The sequence below is a fragment of the Mycobacterium colombiense genome (assembly GCF_003284975.1).
In the GTDB taxonomy this organism is placed as follows: domain Bacteria; phylum Actinomycetota; class Actinomycetes; order Mycobacteriales; family Mycobacteriaceae; genus Mycobacterium; species Mycobacterium europaeum_A.
In genome coordinates, this window is record NZ_QMEU01000102.1 from 1 (window position 1) to 16852 (window position 16852).

Below are 16852 nucleotides of genomic sequence, written 5' to 3' on the forward strand. Positions count from 1 at the left end.
TACGCCGACGGCGGGCCGACGCACGCGTCGAACCTCAAATGTTATTGCCGCGCCCATCATTTGGTGAAAACCTTCTGGGGCTGGCAGGAAAAGCAGCTGCCCGACGCCACGCTGATCCTGACCTCGCCGGCCGGGCGCAGCTATGTCACCACGCCGGGCAGCGCACTGCTGTTCCCGAGTTTGTGCCGGGACGTCGGCGCGATCCCCGCCGCCGAGGCCGACGTGGCGCCCGATTACTGCGGTGATCGCACGGCGATGATGCCCAAACGCCACCGCACCCGCGCCCAGAACCGCGCCGCGCGCGTGGCCACCGAACGCCGCCACAACCGCGACGCGCGCCTGGCTCGAACGGCCCCGCCGGCTAGCAACACCTGGCCCACCACCCACGCGTTCGACGAGGATCCCCCACCCTTTTAGGTGCAGAATCGACCCATCTCGATCGCCTTCGCGCAGAATTTGGCTCTGAGCTGGTCTTCCCCTAGACTCTAGGGGTTGCCTTGGGCAGACCTCGGCCGGTGCGAATCGGCCCCGCGTGCCCTTCGGTGACAAAGACCGCGCACGTCAGGTTTTTGGTGGGCCATGCCCGCCGAATGCTCACTCAGGTGGGTTCTCCTGCCGTGCACACGCAACCCAGGTCAGGAGATCGAGTGATTCAGCAGGAATCGCGACTGAAGGTCGCCGACAACACCGGCGCCAAGGAGATCTTGTGCATCCGTGTGCTCGGCGGCTCGTCGCGGCGCTACGCCGGCATCGGTGATGTCATCGTCGCCACCGTCAAGGACGCCATTCCCGGCGGCAACGTCAAGCGTGGGGATGTCGTCAAGGCCGTCGTGGTGCGCACGGTCAAGGAGCGCCGCCGTCCCGACGGCAGCTACATCAAGTTCGACGAGAACGCCGCGGTGATCATCAAGCCCGACAACGACCCGCGCGGGACGCGCATCTTCGGGCCGGTGGGCCGCGAACTGCGCGAGAAGCGGTTCATGAAGATCATCTCGCTGGCCCCGGAGGTTTTGTAAATGAAGGTCAAGAAGGACGACACCGTCCTGGTGATCGCCGGTAAGGACAAGGGCGCCAAAGGCAAGGTGCTCAAGGTCTACCCGGACCGCGATCGCGTCCTGGTCGAGGGCGTCAACGCGATCAAGAAGCACACCGCGGTGTCCACCAACCAGCGGGGCGCGCAGTCGGGTGGGATCGTCACCCAGGAAGCGCCGATCCACGTCTCCAACGTGATGGTGGTCGACTCGGACGGTAAGCCCACCCGCGTCGGCTACCGGGTTGACGAGGAGACCGGCAAGCGGGTTCGTATCTCCAAGCGCAACGGCAAGGACATCTAGGATGACCACAGCAGAGGCTAAAGAGAAAGCTCAGCCGCGCCTGAAAGAGCGCTACCGCAGCGAGATTCGCGATTCGCTGCAGCAGCAGTTCGGCTACGCCAACGTCATGCAGGTCCCGACGGTGACCAAGGTCGTCGTCAACATGGGTGTCGGTGACGCGGCGCGCGACGCGAAGCTGATCAACGGTGCGGTCAGCGACCTGAGCCTGATCACCGGGCAGCGCCCCGAGATCCGTCGGGCGCGCAAGTCCATCGCACAGTTCAAGCTGCGTGAGGGCATGCCCATCGGCGCGCGGGTCACCCTGCGCGGGGACCGGATGTGGGAGTTCCTGGACCGCCTCACCTCGATCGCGCTGCCCCGTATCCGCGACTTCCGTGGGCTGTCGCCCAAGCAGTTCGACGGTGTCGGCAACTACACCTTCGGGCTCGCCGAACAGTCGGTGTTCCACGAGATCGACGTGGACAAGATCGACCGGGTCCGCGGCATGGACATCAACGTCGTCACCTCGGCGACGACCGACGACGAAGGACGAGCGCTGTTGCGGGCCCTCGGCTTTCCGTTCAAGGAGAACTGAGTAGATGGCAAAGAAGGCACTGGTAAACAAGGCCGCGCGCAAGCCGAAGTTCGCGGTGCGCGGCTACACCCGTTGCAACAGGTGCGGCCGCCCGCGCGCGGTCTTCCGCAAATTCGGCCTGTGCCGGATCTGCCTGCGCGAGATGGCGCACGCGGGCGAACTGCCCGGCGTGCAGAAGAGCAGCTGGTAACAGCCCCAACCCGTAAGACCAACCCAGAAAAGTGCGCGACAGGCCCGGACCGGGAACCACCGCGAGGAAGGTGACAGACACTGTCATGACTGCGACAACGACGATGCAGAGCGCAGCGATGAAGAGGAGTGGCGCTCGATGACGATGACGGACCCGATCGCAGACTTCTTGACACGTCTGCGCAACGCCAATTCGGCGTATCACGACGAGGTGACGTTGCCGCACTCGAAGCTGAAGGCAAACATCGCCCAGATCCTCAAGAGCGAGGGCTACATCAGCGATTTCCGGACCGAGGATGCTCGGGTCGGCAAGTCGCTGATCGTTCAGCTCAAGTACGGGCCGAGCCGGGAGCGAAGCATCGCCGGCCTGCGCCGCGTGTCCAAGCCCGGTTTGCGAGTGTATGCGAAATCCACCAATCTGCCGCGCGTGCTCGGTGGCCTGGGTGTGGCGATCATCTCCACCTCCTCGGGCCTGCTGACCGACCGCCAGGCAGCCCGACAGGGCGTGGGCGGCGAAGTCCTCGCGTACGTCTGGTAAGGGCGGGGAGGTAACGAAAGACTATGTCTCGCATTGGTAAGCAGCCGGTTCCGGTCCCGTCCGGAGTCGACGTGACGATCGATGGCCAGAAGGTGTCGGTGAAGGGGCCCAAGGGCGTCCTGGATCTGACGGTGGCCGAGCCGATCACCGTGTCGCGCAACGACGACGGCGCGATCGTGGTCACCCGTCCCAACGACGAGCGGCGCAACCGCTCGTTGCACGGGCTGTCGCGGACCCTGGTGTCCAACCTGGTCACCGGCGTGACGCAGGGATACACCACCAAGATGGAGATCTTCGGCGTCGGTTACCGGGTGCAGCTCAAGGGCGCCAACCTCGAGTTCGCCCTGGGTTACAGCCACCCCGTGGTGATCGAGGCTCCGGACGGCATCACGTTCGCCGTCCAGTCGCCGACGAAATTCACCATCACCGGGATCGACAAGCAAAAGGTCGGGCAGATCTCGGCGAACATCCGCCGCCTGCGCCGCCCCGACCCGTACAAGGGCAAGGGCGTGCGCTACGAGGGTGAGCAGATCCGCCGCAAGGTCGGAAAGACAGGTAAGTAATCATGGCGCAAACACAAGCTGGCACCGCCGCGCGAAAGCCGGTGGGGCAGAGCGTATCCGCGACTCGGCGCGTCTCTCGGCTGCGTAGGCACGCACGACTGCGCAAGAAGATCGCCGGCACCGGCCAGCGTCCGCGGCTGGTGATCAACCGGTCCGCGCGACACATTCACGTGCAACTGGTCAACGACGAGAACGGGACCACGGTGGCCGCCGCGTCGTCGATCGAGGACGACGTGCGCAGCCTGCAGGGAGACAAGAAAGCCCGCAGCGTGCGGGTGGGCCAGCTGATCGCCGAGCGCGCCAAGGCCGCCGGCATCGACAGCGTGGTCTTCGACCGTGGCGGATACACCTACGGCGGACGGATCGCGGCGCTGGCCGATGCCGCACGCGAGAACGGATTGAGTTTCTAGATGATTAAGAGCCTGAACAAGACCGGAAGGACCGCATAATGGCGGAACAGTCAGCCGGCGGCCCCGAGGCCCGCGGCGACAACCGCGACTCGCGTGGTGACAACCGTGACCGGGGTCGCCGCGACGGTGGCGGCCGTGGCCGCGACCGCGACGGCGACAAGAGCAACTACCTGGAGCGGGTTGTCGCGATCAACCGCGTTTCCAAGGTGGTCAAGGGTGGACGGCGATTCAGCTTCACCGCGCTGGTGATCGTCGGCGACGGCAACGGCATGGTCGGTGTCGGCTACGGCAAGGCCAAGGAAGTTCCCGCGGCCATCGCCAAGGGCGTCGAGGAAGCCCGCAAGGGCTTCTTCCGGGTGCCGCTGATTCGCGGGACCATCACCCACCCGGTTCAGGGTGAGGCGGCCGCCGGCGTGGTGCTGCTGCGCCCGGCCAGCCCCGGTACCGGTGTGATCGCCGGTGGCGCCGCGCGTGCGGTGCTGGAATGCGCCGGCGTGCACGACATCCTGGCCAAGTCACTGGGCAGCGACAACGCGATCAACGTGGTCCACGCGACCGTCACCGCGCTCAAGCTGCTGCAGCGCCCCGAGGAGGTGGCCGCTCGCCGCGGCCTGCCCATCGAGGACGTTGCGCCTGCCGGAATGCTCAAGGCCCGCCGGGAAAGTGACGCGATCGCCAGCGCGGCGGCTCGCGAGGCCCAGACTTCGGGGGCACAACGATGAGCAGTCAACTGAAGATCACCCAGGTGCGCAGCACCATCGGGGCCCGCTGGAAGCAGCGTGAGTCCCTGCGCACCCTGGGCCTGCGGCGGATCCGCCACTCGGTGATCCGCGAGGACAACGCGCAGACCCGCGGACTGATCGCGGTGGTCAGCCACCTCGTCGAGGTGGCGCCGGCCGAGGCGTCGACCGCGGGTACCGGAGGTAGCAAGAAATGACGATCAAGCTGCACGATCTCAAGCCGGCGCGGGGGTCGAAGACCGCGCGCACCCGGGTCGGTCGCGGTGAGGGCTCCAAGGGCAAGACCGCCGGTCGCGGTACCAAGGGCACCAAGGCACGCAAGAACGTGCCGGCCACCTTCGAGGGCGGCCAGATGCCGATCCACATGCGGCTGCCCAAGCTCAAGGGGTTCCGCAACCGGTTCCGCACCGAGTACGAGATCGTCAACGTCGGCGACCTCAATCGGCTTTTCCCGCAGGGTGGTTCGATCGGCGTGGACGAGCTGGTGGCCAAGGGCGCGGTTCGCCGCAACTCGCTGGTCAAGGTCCTCGGCGACGGCAAGCTGACGGTCAAGGTCGAGGTGTCCGCACACAAGTTCAGCGGCAGCGCACGCGAGAAGATCACCGCCGCGGGCGGTTCGGCCACCGAGCTGTCCTAGCTAGCTCAGCTGCGGAATCACTTCTGCAGCAAGGCGTTCCATCTGTTCGTGGTTCTGCGCGGCGTCGATACCGACGGGATTCAACAGCACCATCTGGGCCCCGGCGTCGATGACCTCGCGCAGCCCGCGCACCACGTCGTCGGGTGTGCCGGAGACCGGCACGTCCTGCACGCCGGGCATCCGGCCATAGATGCGGTCCAGGCCGTCCAGCACGCGTTCACGGGCTTTGGCGGCGTCGTCGTCGACCATCAAATAGACCCGCTTGCCGATGGTGAAGGTCGCGGGGTCCTTGTGTTGCTCCTCGAGTTCGCGGCGCACCACGGTCACGGCGCCGGCGAACGCTTCGGTGGTCGACGAACCGGCGCCCAAAAATGAGTCGCCGTGTCGCACCGCCCGGGCCAGGGCCTTGGGCGCCAGGCCCCCGAACCAGATCGGCGGGTGCGGGCGCTGCACCGGCTTGGGCGATATCGGCAGGTCGTCGACGTCGCGGAACCGGCCGTGAAACGTCACCCTGGGCTCGTCGGACCAGGCCGCCTTCATCAGCTCCAGGCCCTCGGTGAAATACGAGACGAAGGTGTCCTTGTCCACGCCGAAGGCGGCGAATTTGCGCCGACCACCCCCGGGTGCGACACCAATGTCCAAGCGGCCGTGGCTGAGTCGATCGACCGCGGTGGCGGCCGAGGCCAACTGCAGCGGATCGTGCAGCGACGTCACCAGGACGGCGACACCCAAGCGCAGCCGCTCGGTGCAGGCCGCGCAATAGGCCAGCAGCTCCAGCGGCGCCAGCAGCGGTGCGGGCCCGATGGTCTGTTCGAGCAGCCAGCCGCCCTCGAATTCGAGCTCCTCGGCGCGCGCGAGGAAGGCGCGCAGCCCCGCTGCGTCGAAGCCGTCGTAGTCGAACTGCGGGATCGCGATGGAAAACCTCACCCGACCACCGTACGGCCGTGCATCGGTAGTCTGCAGAAATGTTCGCTTTCCTGCCTTCGATCCCCGGAGTCGACGACGTTCGGGCGCTGGCCGACCGGGTCGATACCGCCCGTCATCACGGCGTGCCCAACGGCTGTGTGCTCGAATTGGACCTGCGCTCGATGCCGCCGGAGACCTCGGGCTTCGACCCGCTGGCCCTCGTCAGTGGGGGCAGCCGGCAGGTCGCGCTGCGCGACGTGGTGGCCGCCATCTACCGGGCGGCCGAGGATCCGCGGGTCGCCGGGCTGATCGCCCGTGTGCAACTGACGGCGTCGCCGGCGGCGGCGGTGCAGGAACTGCGCGAGGCCATCGTCGCTTTCACCGCCGCCAAGCCGTCGCTGGCCTGGGCCGAGACCTACCCGGGCACGCTGTCGTACTACCTGGCTTCGGCGTTCGGTGAGGTCTGGATGCAGCCCGCCGGCAGCGTCGGGCTGATCGGTTTCGCCAGCAATGCCACCTTCCTGCGCGACGCGTTGGACAAGGCCGGCATCGAGGCCCAATTCGTCGCCCGCGGCGAATACAAGTCGGCGGCAAACCGTTTCACCGAGCACGGCTTCACCGAGGCCCACCGCGAGGCCGTCACCCGGATGCTGGAAAGCCTGCAGGAGCAGGTGTGGGAAGCGGTCGGGAAATCACGCAACCTGGATGCCGGCGCCCTGGACGTGCTGGCCGACCGCGCCCCGCTGTTGCGCGACGAGGCCGTGTCCTCCGGCCTGGTCGACCGGATCGGCTTCCGGGACGAAGCCTATGACCGCATCGCGGAACTGGTTGGCGTAAAAGGTGTTTCGGAGGAGAACACGCCACCGCGGTTGTACGTGTCGCGCTACGCCGGCGCGGCGCGGTCGCGGCTGGCCCCGCCGGTGCCCCCGGTTCCCGGACGGCGCGCCAAACCGGCGGTGGCCGTGATCAACGTGGACGGCACGATCGTCGACGGACGTGGGGGGCCGCAGTTCCTGCCGTTCGGCGCGTCCACCGTGGGCAGCGACACCATCGCCCCGGCGCTGCGGCATGCCGCCGCCGACGATTCGGTGTCCGCTATCGTGCTGCGGGTCAACAGCCCCGGCGGGTCGGTCACAGCATCGGAAACACTGTGGCGAGAAGTGAAAAGGGCGCGCAAGCGCGGCAAGCCGGTGGTGGCGTCCATGGGTGCGGTCGCCGCGTCCGGCGGCTACTACATCGCCGCGGCCGCCGACGCGATCGTCGCGAGCCCCGCGACCGTCACCGGTTCGATCGGCGTGATCACCGGCAAGCTGGTGATTCGCGATCTGCTGCAGCGCCTCGGCGTCGGGCTGGACACCGTGCGTACCAACGCCAATGCCGATGCCTGGTCGATCGAGACGCCGTTCACCCCCGAGCAGCGCGCCCACCGGGAGGCCGAGGCGGACCTGGTGTACGCCGACTTCCTAAAGCGGGTCGCCGACGGCCGCAACCTGACCACCGACGCCGTCGATCGCGTGGCCCGGGGCCGGGTGTGGACCGGTGCCGACGCCCGCGAGCGGGGGCTGGTCGACGAACTGGGTGGCTTCCGTACCGCGCTGCGCCGGGCGAAAATCCTTGCCGGACTGGACGAAGACGCCGACGTGCGCCTGGTCACCCTCCCGGGCGGTTCGCTGCTGGACATGCTGCGGCCGCGGGCCTCCTCGCAGCCGGCGGCCGCGTCGCTGCCCGACGCGCTGGGCGCGCTGTTGGGCCGCACCATTGGCGCCGTCCTGGACAACGTCGAACGGTCCTACAACGGCGCCAGCGCGCTGTGGCTGGGGCCCTGGCGGCTCTAGCGATCCAGCCGGTCTAGCCGGTCAGTTCGGCGCTGATGAAGATGATCTCGCCGAGCGGGTCGTCGTTCTCCGGCGCGGGCGCCTCGATGCCGTTGCGGTTGAAGAGTTCCGTGCGGGTGACGCCCTCGGCCTTCCATCCGATGCTGGACAGATAGTCGATGACGTGGTTGCGTTCACCGGCGTAGACCAGCGACGCCATGTCGATGTCGACGCCGTGCTCCCGGAACGAACCGGACATCTCCCGAACCCGTTCCGCGTCGAAATCCACGATGCCGGGCACGAATTCGGTGGCGATGGTGCTCTCCCGCGCGCTGAGCGCGGTGATGTTGTCGAACAGCCGGTCCTGGGCGTCGGGCGGCAGATAGATCAGCAGGCCCTCGGCCAGCCAGGCCGTCGGCACCGTGGTGTCGAATCCCGCCGCCTTGAGCGCGGCGGGCCAGTCCGCGCGCAGATCGATGGGAACGGTGCGCCGCGGCGCGGTCGGCTCGGCGCCGACGTCGGCCAGGGTGCGGCTCTTGAATTCGATCACCCGCGGCTGGTCGATCTCGTAGACCACCGTGCCCGCCGGCCAGGGCAATCGGTAGGCGCGCGAGTCCAGCCCGGAGGCCAGGATCACCACCTGACGCACCCCGCCGCCGGTGGCGCGCACAAAGTAGTCGTCAAAGTACTTGGTGCGCACGGCCATTCCGTCGACCATCGACTGGATGCGCACCGGCGTGGCGTTCTCGATCGCATCCAGATCGAGGTCGCCGTCCATCATCTTGGTGAAGAAATCCACCCCGACCGCGCGCACCAGCGGCTCGGCGAACGGATCGTTGATCAGACCGCGGGGATCCTTGGACGCCATGGCGCGCCCGGCCGCGACCATGGTCGCGGTCGCGCCAACGCTGGAGGCCAGATCCCACTCATCGTCGTGAGAGCGTGACATGCAAGCAGCCTACTTGAGGGTGGCGGCGACGTAGCTCAGCTCGCCGAAGGCCGCCGCCACTTCTTCGGGAAACTCAAACCCGTTGTGGGCGTATAGTTCCCTGACTGCATGGGCCGACACATCCCAGCCGTGCTCGGTCAGGTAGTCGACGACGACGCTGCGCTCACCCCGGTAGAACAGCTCACCGGCGTCAAGATCGAACCCGGCACTGCGCCACCGCTCGGTGATGCGCTGCACGCGTTCGTCGGTGAGGGAGTTGGGGTCCGGCACGTGTTCGGTGGCCAACCGGCTGCCCGGCGCGCTGAGCTCGGTGATGTGATCGAACAGCCGGTCCTGCGCCTCGGGTGGCAGATAGGGCAGCAGCCCTTCGGCGCTCCACGCGGTCGGCTGTGAGACGTCAAACCCGCTCTGTCGCAAGGCCGCCGGCCAGTCCTCGCGCAGGTCGATGGGCACGGTCCGCCGCTCGGCGGTGGGGGCCGCGCCGAGGCCCGTCAGCGTGTTGGTCTTGAACGCGATGACCTGCGGCTGGTCGATCTCGTAGACCACGGTGCCCGCGGGCCACGGCAAGCGGTAGGCCCTGGTGTCCAGGCCGGAAGCCAGGATCACCGCTTGGCGCACACCGGCTTCGGTGGCATCGATGAAGAAATCGTCGAAAAACCGTGTCCGGACGGTCATCTGCTCGGCCCTGGTCTTGCGGTTCATCAGCGGGTCGTCGGCGAAGTCAGCATCACCGTCGATGATGCGGACGAAAGGGTCCAACCCGACGGCGCGGACCAGCGGATCGGCGAATTTATCGTCGAGCAGTGGGTTGGGCCCCTGCGAAGCCACGGCGCGGGATGCGGCGACCATCGTCGCCGTCGCTCCCACGCTGGACGCCAGGTCCCAGCTGTCGCCGTCGGTTCTTCCCGCCTCGGTGGTCATCGGCCTGCCTCCTACTTCTCGCCGAGGGTGCCGCTGGTGTACAGCATTTCGCCCATCCGCGTGTCGTCGTCGGTGAGCGGGTCGAGTCCGTTGGCGGCAAACAGTTCTGCGATGCTGGCGCTGTTCAGCCGCCAGCCGCGGTCGGTTAGGTATGCAGCCGCCTCGTTGCGGTCGCCGAAGTAGACCAGTCCCGCCATGTCCAGCTCGAAACCGTGCGCACGCCAGCGCTCGGAGATCGTCTGCATGCGCTCCTTCATCTTCTCCTCGTGGCCGGGCTCGGGGTTGGGCGCACTCTCGGTGGCCAACCGGCTGCCCGGCGCGCTGAGCTCGGTGATGGTGTCCAGCAGGCGGTCCTGCGCCTCGGGCGGCAGGTAGCCGAGCAGGCCCTCGGCGCTCCACGCGGTCGGCTGGGCCGGGTCGAATCCGGCGTTGCGCAGCGCGGTGGGCCAGTCGTCGCGCAGGTCGACGGCCACCACTCGCCGCTCGGCGGTCGGCTCGGCGCCCAGCTCGGCCAGCGAGCGGGTTTTGAATTCGATCACCTGCGGCTGGTCCACCTCGTAGACCACCGTCCCGGCCGGCCACGGCAACCGGTACGGGCGGGCATCCAGCCCGGAGGCCAGGATCACCGCCTGCTTGATGCCGGCGTTCGTCGCGTCCAGGAAGAACTCGTCGAAGAACTTGGTGCGCACGGCCATGTTGTCGGCCATCCGTGACATCGCCCCGGCGGATCCCGCGGCGCCGTCGTGCACGTCGTTCAGCTCGGCAGGGTCCAGCTCGCCGCTGGCCAGCCGGGACAGCAGGTCCACGCCGACCAGCTTCACCAGCGGCTCGGCGAATGGGTCGTTGATCAGCGGGTTGTCGGCGCGGGTGGCCATGGCGCGGGCCGCCGCGACCATGGTCGCGGTCACGCCGACGCTGGACGCCAGATCCCAGGTGTCGCCTTCGTACCTGGTGGAGGTCATATTGTGTGCCCCTATCGGAGGTAGTCAATCTAATACTTAGCCGATATAACAAGCTTCCCCCACTGTACGCTTCCCGGATTTCGCGGCAACCTTTACTGATGGCGGACGCGACGCCCTCCGCAGTGGCGGATAACCGGGTGCTCAGCACGGGTGGCTCCGACCTGGACGCGTTCATCGCCGGGGCGGCGGGAATGGCGGCCCGATGAAGGCGCTCGTCTACGGCGTGCCGCCGGAGCCCGTCGAGGTTCCCGCCGACGCCAACTCGCTGACCCAGAACCTGGGCCGCACCCCGACCGCCCTGCGCGACATGCCGGATCCTGCACTGCCACACGAGGATTGGGTGATCACGCGGCCCCGGCTGACCGGCATCTGCGGATCGGATTCCAAACAGATCCTGATGGAGTTCGGCGAGGGTGACGCCGACAACGCCATGGCCGCGTTCTGTTCGTTCCCACAAGTCATGGGTCACGAGGTGGTCGCCGACGTGGTGGCCCTGGGCGCCGCGGCCCGGGGGCTGAGCGTGGGGCAGCGGGTGGTGCTCAACCCGTGGCTGTCCTGCGGGCCGCGCGGCATCCAACCGCCCTGTCCCGCATGTGAAGCCGGCGACTACAGCCTGTGCTGGAGCTTCACCGACGGCGACATCAGGCCCGGCATCCACACCGGGGTCTCGGCCGACGTCACCGGCGGCTACGCCGAATTGATGCCCGCCCATGACAGCATGCTGTTCGCCGTCCCGGACTCGATGCCCGACGAGAGCGCGGTGTTCGCCGACCCGTTCTCGGTGTCGCTGCACGCGATCACCCGCCACCCGCCGCCCCGCTCGGGGTGCGCGCTGGTCTACGGGGCCGGGTCGCTGGGGCTGTGTGCGGTCGCGATCCTGCGGGCGCTGTATCCCGACGTGGCCGTGGCTGTCGTGGCCCGCTTCACCGCGCAGGCCGAGCTGGCGCGCCGGTTCGGCGCCGCGAAAGTCCTTGCGCACGAGCCGCGTTCGGACCTCGTGGAGGAGCTCGCGGCCTGGGGCGGTGGCCGACTGCGCCGGCCGTTGCAGGGCCTGCCGATGGCACACCCCGGCGCCGTCGACGTCGTCTACGACACCGTCGGCAAGCCCGAGACGTTCGAAGTCGGGGTGCGGGTGCTGCGGTCGCGCGGGACGTTGGTGAAAGCCGGCGTCCATGCTCCGGGGCGGTGGGAGGACAGCCCGCTGTACTTCAAGGAGATCCGTCTCGTCGGCTCGAACGCCTTCGGCGTCGAAGAGGTGCAGGGTCAGCGCAAGCACGCCATTGCGCACTACCTCGACCTCGCCGCCGCCGGGCTGGTGGACCTGCGTCCCATGCTCACCCACACGTTCCGGCTGGACGATTGGCGCGACGCCTTCTACGCGCTGGCCAACCAGGGCGAGAGCGGCGCGGTGAAGGTGGCGTTCGACCAGCGTTAGCCCAACGCGACGCGGGAACCGATGAGCGGCAGATCGATTGGGGTGATGACCCCCGGCGGCGCCTGGCACAGGAACGGGATGGCGTTGACGGCCGCGACGGCGGTGCTGTCCATCAGCACGGTCATCACGTCCTGCCCGGGCTCGCCGAACCTGATCGTCGCGTCGACGCGCGGTTCGCCGTCGATGACCACGCGGAAACCCTCGGGGTCGGTCCATTTCGGCTCGAGCGCGTCGTCACTCATGGTCCAGCAGATGGCCAGCTCGACCAGCGGGCTTCCGCGGCGGTAGCCGCGATAGGTGCGGCGCTGGCCGCCGACGGTGCCGGCGGCGTAATTTACCCACCCCAGATCCAGGTCCCGGGTCAGCACCGCGGTCTCGACGAACGCCTCTGTCGAATCGAGTTCGGTCCCTAGCATCGTGGCGACCATATCGAGGGTCTCGAAGTAACCGAGGCCGTAGCGTTGAGCCGCGGGGTCGATCGGCGTCAGCGGTTGCCGCGGTGGCTTACCGAACCCGAGTACCTGCCACACGTCCCGCACGGGATAGGTCGTGCAGTCGAGCGTTTCGACGAGCTTGACGCCGCGAACCTGCCGACAGGCGCCGGTGAGGAAGCCAGCGACGACGTTGATGAAGCCGGGTTCGAAGCCCGTTCCGAGAAAGGTCGCACCGCCCCGGCGCGCGGCCTCCTCGAGCGCAGGCAGTTCAGCCGGGTGGTGGGTGCCGGTCAGGAAGTCGCCCGTGGTGACCACGTTGATGCCGCGGCGCAACATCGTTTCCACCAGCGCGTAGTCGATGACGCGGGGCATGTAGCTCACGCAGTCGGGTGCCAGCTCGAGCAGCGCGTCGACATCGCTCGTCGCGATGACGCCGGTCGGGGGCCCGCCCGCGAGGGTCCCCGCGTCGCGCCCCGCCTTCGCGGCGTCCAGCGCGTGTACGCCCTGCAGGTCGAAGTCGTCGCGGTCCAGCAGGATGCCCAGCGCCCGCCTGCCGATGTTGCCGGTCGACCACTGAACCACGCGGTATCGCGCCATGGTTGACAAGCCTAGGCGAACGTTGTTCTAATCTGAACAGCGTTCGAAATGGAACGTTGTTCGAAGTGGGGGACGCGTGAAGGCCGAGGTCGACGTGCCGGTGCTGCGTTATGGGGCCCTGGACCGGGCGCACCTGACCAAGCACCTGCTGCAACTGGCGAAACGCGTGGGCGTCGGCCGGGTGACGATGCGGGAATTGGCGGCCGAAGCGGGTACGGCGGCCTCGTCGGTGTACTACCACGTCCGCGACAAGCGCGAACTGCTCGATCTGCTCATCGAATCGGTGCTCGCCCAGATCGAGGTGCCGCAGGCGGGCGATTGGGAGGCGCGATTGGTTGCGCTGCACCTGAATGCCTGGCACGTGCTCGTCGACGTTCCCGGGATCGCGGCCCTGCTCCAGCAGCATCCGCACACCGCCGCGGCCGCCGAGATGAACCGCGCCGCGCGCGCCATCCTGCGCGAAAGTGGCTTGGAGGAAAAGCATTTCGATGCCGCGCATGCAGCGCTGTACATCCATTTGCTGGGCTCGGTTCAGCTCGAACACACCCGGCGCACCGGGAGAATGGCACGCGGCTCCGATGACGAGGCTTTCGCCTACGGGCTGCGCCTCATCCTGGCCGGCCTGCGCGAGGAGCTCAAGCGGAATCGAGACGGATCGTGACCGGCACTACTATCGATCTCGCCGCCCCCGCGCTATGGGCGTCGCGGTTTCCCGACGATCTGTTCGCCGAGTTGCGCGCCCACACGCCGGTCTTTCACCAGCGGCTGACTCCCGACGTGCAATCCGCTGTGGGACGCGAGTTTTGGGTGTGCACCAAGCACGCGGATGTCGCGCGCGTGCACCGCGATCACGAAACGTTCACGGCGACCCGCGGGCCCCTGATCCAGGACGTACCGTTGTTCGACGCCTATCCGGCGATCGTGAGCATGGACCCGCCGGATCACACGATCCGCCGCAAAGTCATCTCCCGTGCGTTCACACCGCGCGCGGTGGCCAAACTGGAAGAGGGGATTCGCCGGCGGGCCAAGGCCATGGCCGCGACACTCGTCGAATCCGGTGGCGGCGAGTTTGTCGACCTGGCCGCGGGACTGCCTATTTCGGTGATCGGTGACATCGTCGGGATCCCCGACGCCGACCGCCCCCATGTGTTTGGCTTGATCGACCGGGTGCTGAAGACGGCCGGCGCACAGATGTCGGTCCCCGGCGGCGATGATCTGTTGCCGTTCATGGAGCTGTTCGAGTACGCGAGCGCGCTGACCGCCCGCAAGCGTGAGCAACCCGTGGACGACATCTGGAGCGCGCTGTGCACCACCGAGATCACCGCGGAATCTGGCGAAAGTTTTCTGCTGCCATCCAACGAGCTGGAGATCTTCTTCTTCGTGCTCGGCTTGGCCGGCGCCGATACGACGCGAAATGCGTTGTGCGACGGCATCCGAGCCTTCGTCGGCAATCCGGATCAGCTCGCGGCGTACCGATCCGACCCGGAAGCGCGGCGCACCGCGGTCGAGGAGGTGATCCGCTACTCCACACCCATCATGTTCTGGGTGCGCGGGGCGATCAGGGATGTGATGCTCGGTGACGCGGTGATCCCCGCGGGTGCGCGGGTGGTGACGATGCTGCGCTCGGCCAACCGCGACGAGGACGTCTTCGCGGACCCTTACCGGTTCGACATCCGCCGTGATCCCAACCCCCACCAGTCCTTCGGCGGCGGCGGCGCCCACCACTGCTTGGGTGCGATGCTTGCGCGGGCGGAGGTCCGGGCCGCACTCGATGAAATCCTGTTGACTACCAACAACATCGACGTCGGCCGACCGAGGATGACGCTGCCCGACCTGTCCAACAACATGACCGTGTACGAGTCACTCCCGGTCATTTTCAGCTAGCGCCGGCCTGGCGACCATGCGTCAAGCGTTCGCCCGCAGATAGCTATACACGGACGCGAAGTTGCGGTTGACGTCCCCGGGGATGGGCACGGGCCCGCCGAGAGCCCTTGCACCCCAGACGATTTGAGCGGTCCGCTCGACCAGCGCGGTGATGTGCAGCACCTTGTCGGGCCGCGGTCCCACCGCCACCAGCCCATGGTTGGCGATCAGCGCGGCTCCGCGGCCCTCGAGCGCCTTCACGGCGTTGGCGCCGACGTCGGGCGTGCCGGAGGCGGCGTAGTCGGTGCACCGGACGTCGCCGCCGCAATAGACCGCGAACTCGTCGATGCAGGCCGGGATCGATTCGTGGGCGATGGCGAACATGGTGGCCCACACCGGATGGCTGTGGATGACGCTGCCGATGTCGTCGAACGCCCGATAACACGCCAGGTGCAGCTGCATCTCCGACGACGGCGCGCGGCCCTCGGCGGCCTGCAGCACCGAGCCGTCGGCGTCGACGAGCACCAGGTCGTCGAGCTGCATGTCGCGGTAGTCGACCGACGACGGGGTGATGACGATGTGGCCGTCGGCGCGGCGCGCGGAGATGTTGCCCGCAGTCCCCTCGACCAGCCCGCGGCGCAGCATGTCCTTAGCGGCGTCCAGCACCGCGGTTTCCGGGTTGTCGACGAACTTCATGGCCCTAGCACCTCCGGGTTGACGATATGCGCGGGCGCGTTGCCGGCCAACAGCGCTTCCAGGTCGTCGGCCACCATCTGCGCCTGCCGCGCCTCGGTGTCGAAGGTGGCGCCCCCGATGTGCGGGGTCAGCACCACGTTGGGCATACCCACCAGCGCGTGATCGGTCGGCAGCCACTCGCCGGCGAAGTGGTCGAGCCCCGCGGCGCCCACCTTGCCCGCGGTCAGGGCGTCCACCAGCGCATCGGTGTCGTGCAACTGGGCCCGGGCGGTGTTGAGGAAGACGACGCCGTCGCGCATGGCCGCGAACTCCCGCGCGCCGATCATGCCGGCCGTGGCGTCGGTGACCGGGGCGTGCATCGAGACCACGTCCGCCTCGGCCAGCAACTCGTCGAGGCCGTGCCGGGCGTCGGGGTTGTAGGGGTCGTGGGCGATGACGCGCAGGCCCAGCCCGGACAGCCGCCACCGCGTCGCGCGGCCGACAGCGCCGAGGCCCACCAGCCCCGCGGTGAGCCCGGCGATCTCGGCGGCGCGGAAGCGTTGATACGGGATGCTGCCGTCGCGAAAGATGTTGCCGCTGCGCACATCCGCGTCCGCGGTCAGCAGGTGCCGGGTGGCGGCCAGCAGCAGGGCCACCGTCATCTCGGCGACGGCATCGGCGTTGCGGGCCGGCGTGTTCAGCACCGGGATGCCGGCCGCGGTGGCTCCGGCGATGTCGACGTTGTTGGGGTCGCCGCGGGTGGACGCGATCACTCGCACGCCCGTCTCGAACACCGGGTCGCGCACCGAATCGCTTTCCACCACCACGATTTCGGCGCCCTCGTCGGTGATCCGATCGGCCAGCTGCTCGGCGCTGTAGATGCGCAGCGGGGTCTGCTCGATCCAGGGGTCGTAGACGACGTCGGCCAGCTCCCGCAGTTTGGCGAAGCCCGGCCCCCGCAGCGGGGCGGTCACCAAGGCGCGCGGTTTGGACGTCACGAGTGCCAATGCTGGCGTACGGTGACGCCCGTGTCACGCAAAGACGTCACAATCGGCATCGACGTCGGCAGCACCGCGGTCAAGGCCATCGCCGCCGACCCCGACGGCAACGTGACGGCGCGCGTGCGCATCCCGCACGAGCTGCGGGTGCCCGAACCCGACCGCCTGGAGCACGACGCCGAGGCGGCGTGGCGGCGTGGGCCGTCGGCGGCGCTGGACGAACTGGTCGGGCAACCCGGAATCGCGGCGGTGGCCGTCTCGGCGATGGTGCCGTCGATGACCGCCGTCGACGACACCGGCACACCGATCACGC

General features: G+C 68.2%; 22 protein-coding genes and 1 pseudogene. 16 read left to right on the forward strand and 7 right to left on the reverse strand.

The window, feature by feature from the left end; all coding sequences use genetic code 11:
* The 11 genes and pseudogenes from DQP58_RS21840 to rplO form a co-directional block, all read left to right on the forward strand.
* Positions 1-417 (forward strand): annotated as a pseudogene (locus DQP58_RS21840) (hypothetical protein); the annotation flags it as partial.
* A 230-nt stretch (positions 418-647) separates the two neighbouring features.
* On the forward strand, positions 648-1016 hold the full coding sequence (gene rplN / locus DQP58_RS21845) for a 50S ribosomal protein L14 (RefSeq protein WP_003403649.1): 369 nt from the start codon (positions 648-650) through the stop codon (positions 1014-1016).
* Positions 1017-1334, forward strand: coding sequence for a 50S ribosomal protein L24 (gene rplX, locus DQP58_RS21850; RefSeq protein ID WP_067024865.1), 318 nt, complete (start codon positions 1017-1019; stop codon positions 1332-1334).
* 1 nt (position 1335) lies between these two features.
* Complete coding sequence (gene rplE, locus DQP58_RS21855; RefSeq protein WP_112710288.1) at positions 1336-1908, forward strand: 50S ribosomal protein L5; 573 nt, start codon at positions 1336-1338, stop codon at positions 1906-1908.
* Between the two features lie 4 nt (positions 1909-1912).
* Complete coding sequence (locus DQP58_RS21860) at positions 1913-2098, forward strand: type Z 30S ribosomal protein S14 (protein WP_007167851.1); 186 nt, start codon at positions 1913-1915, stop codon at positions 2096-2098.
* Between the two features lie 138 nt (positions 2099-2236).
* Positions 2237-2635, forward strand: a complete 399-nt coding sequence (rpsH, locus tag DQP58_RS21865) for a 30S ribosomal protein S8 (RefSeq protein ID WP_066869401.1) — start codon at positions 2237-2239, stop codon at positions 2633-2635.
* Positions 2636-2658: 23 nt separating this feature from the next.
* A complete protein-coding gene (gene rplF, locus DQP58_RS21870) occupies positions 2659-3198 on the forward strand; it encodes a 50S ribosomal protein L6 (protein WP_112710289.1) in 540 nt (179 codons plus the stop codon).
* Between the two features lie 41 nt (positions 3199-3239).
* Positions 3240-3608 (forward strand): 50S ribosomal protein L18, encoded by a 369-nt coding sequence (gene rplR, locus DQP58_RS21875; RefSeq protein WP_112710302.1) that lies wholly within the window; start codon positions 3240-3242, stop codon positions 3606-3608.
* Between the two features lie 38 nt (positions 3609-3646).
* Positions 3647-4330, forward strand: a complete 684-nt coding sequence (gene rpsE / locus DQP58_RS21880) for a 30S ribosomal protein S5 (RefSeq protein ID WP_112710290.1) — start codon at positions 3647-3649, stop codon at positions 4328-4330.
* Complete coding sequence (gene rpmD, locus DQP58_RS21885; RefSeq protein WP_112710291.1) at positions 4327-4545, forward strand: 50S ribosomal protein L30; 219 nt, start codon at positions 4327-4329, stop codon at positions 4543-4545. The genes rpsE and rpmD overlap by 4 nt, the downstream gene beginning before the upstream one ends.
* Positions 4542-4985 (forward strand): 50S ribosomal protein L15, encoded by a 444-nt coding sequence (rplO, locus tag DQP58_RS21890; protein ID WP_066869416.1) that lies wholly within the window; start codon positions 4542-4544, stop codon positions 4983-4985. Before rpmD ends, rplO begins: the two co-directional genes overlap by 4 nt.
* Here rplO and DQP58_RS21895 read toward each other — a convergent pair whose 3' ends face one another.
* On the reverse strand, positions 4986-5912 hold the full coding sequence (locus tag DQP58_RS21895) for an LLM class flavin-dependent oxidoreductase (RefSeq protein ID WP_112710292.1): 927 nt from the start codon (positions 5910-5912) through the stop codon (positions 4986-4988). It lies immediately after the preceding gene.
* 38 nt (positions 5913-5950) lie between these two features.
* Here DQP58_RS21895 and sppA point away from each other — a divergent pair, with 38 nt between their 5' ends.
* Positions 5951-7726, forward strand: coding sequence for a signal peptide peptidase SppA (sppA, locus tag DQP58_RS21900; protein WP_112710293.1), 1776 nt, complete (start codon positions 5951-5953; stop codon positions 7724-7726).
* 13 nt (positions 7727-7739) lie between these two features.
* Here the strand turns inward: sppA and DQP58_RS21905 are convergent, their stop codons facing one another.
* From DQP58_RS21905 to DQP58_RS21915, 3 genes are read right to left on the reverse strand one after another with little or no spacing between them, the layout of a single operon-like run.
* Entirely contained in the window at positions 7740-8654 is a 915-nt protein-coding gene (locus tag DQP58_RS21905; RefSeq protein ID WP_112710294.1) for a class I SAM-dependent methyltransferase, read from the reverse strand.
* Positions 8655-8663: 9 nt separating this feature from the next.
* A complete protein-coding gene (locus tag DQP58_RS21910; RefSeq protein ID WP_112710295.1) occupies positions 8664-9575 on the reverse strand; it encodes a class I SAM-dependent methyltransferase in 912 nt (303 codons plus the stop codon).
* An 11-nt stretch (positions 9576-9586) separates the two neighbouring features.
* Positions 9587-10537: a class I SAM-dependent methyltransferase gene (locus DQP58_RS21915; RefSeq protein WP_112710296.1), complete on the reverse strand. Its 951-nt coding sequence runs from the start codon at positions 10535-10537 to the stop codon at positions 9587-9589.
* A 202-nt stretch (positions 10538-10739) separates the two neighbouring features.
* Here DQP58_RS21915 and DQP58_RS21925 point away from each other — a divergent pair, with 202 nt between their 5' ends.
* Positions 10740-11972: a zinc-dependent alcohol dehydrogenase gene (locus DQP58_RS21925; RefSeq protein ID WP_112710297.1), complete on the forward strand. Its 1233-nt coding sequence runs from the start codon at positions 10740-10742 to the stop codon at positions 11970-11972.
* Here the strand turns inward: DQP58_RS21925 and DQP58_RS21930 are convergent.
* Positions 11969-13003, reverse strand: a complete 1035-nt coding sequence (locus DQP58_RS21930; protein WP_112710298.1) for an NAD(P)H-dependent amine dehydrogenase family protein — start codon at positions 13001-13003, stop codon at positions 11969-11971. The genes DQP58_RS21925 and DQP58_RS21930 overlap by 4 nt on opposite strands.
* A gap of 76 nt (positions 13004-13079) precedes the next feature.
* Here DQP58_RS21930 and DQP58_RS21935 point away from each other — a divergent pair, with 76 nt between their 5' ends.
* The gene (locus DQP58_RS21935; protein WP_240630054.1) at positions 13080-13664 is read left to right on the forward strand and encodes a TetR/AcrR family transcriptional regulator; all 585 of its coding nucleotides are present in this window, start codon (positions 13080-13082) and stop codon (positions 13662-13664) included.
* A complete protein-coding gene (locus tag DQP58_RS21940) occupies positions 13661-14887 on the forward strand; it encodes a cytochrome P450 (protein WP_112710299.1) in 1227 nt (408 codons plus the stop codon). The genes DQP58_RS21935 and DQP58_RS21940 overlap by 4 nt, the downstream gene beginning before the upstream one ends.
* Before the next feature lie 21 nt (positions 14888-14908).
* Here DQP58_RS21940 and DQP58_RS21945 read toward each other — a convergent pair whose 3' ends face one another.
* Together DQP58_RS21945 and DQP58_RS21950 are read right to left on the reverse strand one after the other, a co-directional pair.
* Positions 14909-15562, reverse strand: coding sequence for an L-fuculose-phosphate aldolase (locus DQP58_RS21945; protein WP_112710300.1), 654 nt, complete (start codon positions 15560-15562; stop codon positions 14909-14911).
* Positions 15559-16539, reverse strand: coding sequence for an NAD(P)-dependent oxidoreductase (locus DQP58_RS21950; protein ID WP_112710301.1), 981 nt, complete (start codon positions 16537-16539; stop codon positions 15559-15561). Before DQP58_RS21950 ends, DQP58_RS21945 begins: the two co-directional genes overlap by 4 nt.
* A 30-nt stretch (positions 16540-16569) precedes the next feature.
* Here DQP58_RS21950 and DQP58_RS21955 point away from each other — a divergent pair.
* Positions 16570-16852, forward strand: a 283-nt coding sequence (locus DQP58_RS21955) for an FGGY family carbohydrate kinase (RefSeq protein ID WP_240630057.1), incomplete at its 3' end; no start/stop codon positions are given.

Bases quoted from the DNA above. Each gene is read 5' to 3' on its own strand.
- DQP58_RS21925 (WP_112710297.1), top strand. From the start codon at position 10,740: ATGAAGGCGCTCGTCTACGGCGTGCCGCCGGAGCCCGTCGAGGTTCCC.
- rplO (WP_066869416.1), top strand. From the start codon at position 4,542: ATGACGATCAAGCTGCACGATCTCAAGCCGGCGCGGGGGTCGAAGACC.
- DQP58_RS21930 (WP_112710298.1), bottom strand. From the start codon at position 13,003: ATGGCGCGATACCGCGTGGTTCAGTGGTCGACCGGCAACATCGGCAGG.
- rplF (WP_112710289.1), top strand. From the start codon at position 2,659: ATGTCTCGCATTGGTAAGCAGCCGGTTCCGGTCCCGTCCGGAGTCGAC.
- DQP58_RS21910 (WP_112710295.1), bottom strand. From the start codon at position 9,575: ATGACCACCGAGGCGGGAAGAACCGACGGCGACAGCTGGGACCTGGCG.
- rpmD (WP_112710291.1), top strand. From the start codon at position 4,327: ATGAGCAGTCAACTGAAGATCACCCAGGTGCGCAGCACCATCGGGGCC.
- rpsE (WP_112710290.1), top strand. From the start codon at position 3,647: ATGGCGGAACAGTCAGCCGGCGGCCCCGAGGCCCGCGGCGACAACCGC.
- sppA (WP_112710293.1), top strand. From the start codon at position 5,951: ATGTTCGCTTTCCTGCCTTCGATCCCCGGAGTCGACGACGTTCGGGCG.
- rpsH (WP_066869401.1), top strand. From the start codon at position 2,237: ATGACGATGACGGACCCGATCGCAGACTTCTTGACACGTCTGCGCAAC.
- rplE (WP_112710288.1), top strand. From the start codon at position 1,336: ATGACCACAGCAGAGGCTAAAGAGAAAGCTCAGCCGCGCCTGAAAGAG.
- rplX (WP_067024865.1), top strand. From the start codon at position 1,017: ATGAAGGTCAAGAAGGACGACACCGTCCTGGTGATCGCCGGTAAGGAC.
- DQP58_RS21915 (WP_112710296.1), bottom strand. From the start codon at position 10,537: ATGACCTCCACCAGGTACGAAGGCGACACCTGGGATCTGGCGTCCAGC.
- DQP58_RS21860 (WP_007167851.1), top strand. From the start codon at position 1,913: ATGGCAAAGAAGGCACTGGTAAACAAGGCCGCGCGCAAGCCGAAGTTC.
- DQP58_RS21905 (WP_112710294.1), bottom strand. From the start codon at position 8,654: ATGTCACGCTCTCACGACGATGAGTGGGATCTGGCCTCCAGCGTTGGC.
- DQP58_RS21945 (WP_112710300.1), bottom strand. From the start codon at position 15,562: ATGAAGTTCGTCGACAACCCGGAAACCGCGGTGCTGGACGCCGCTAAG.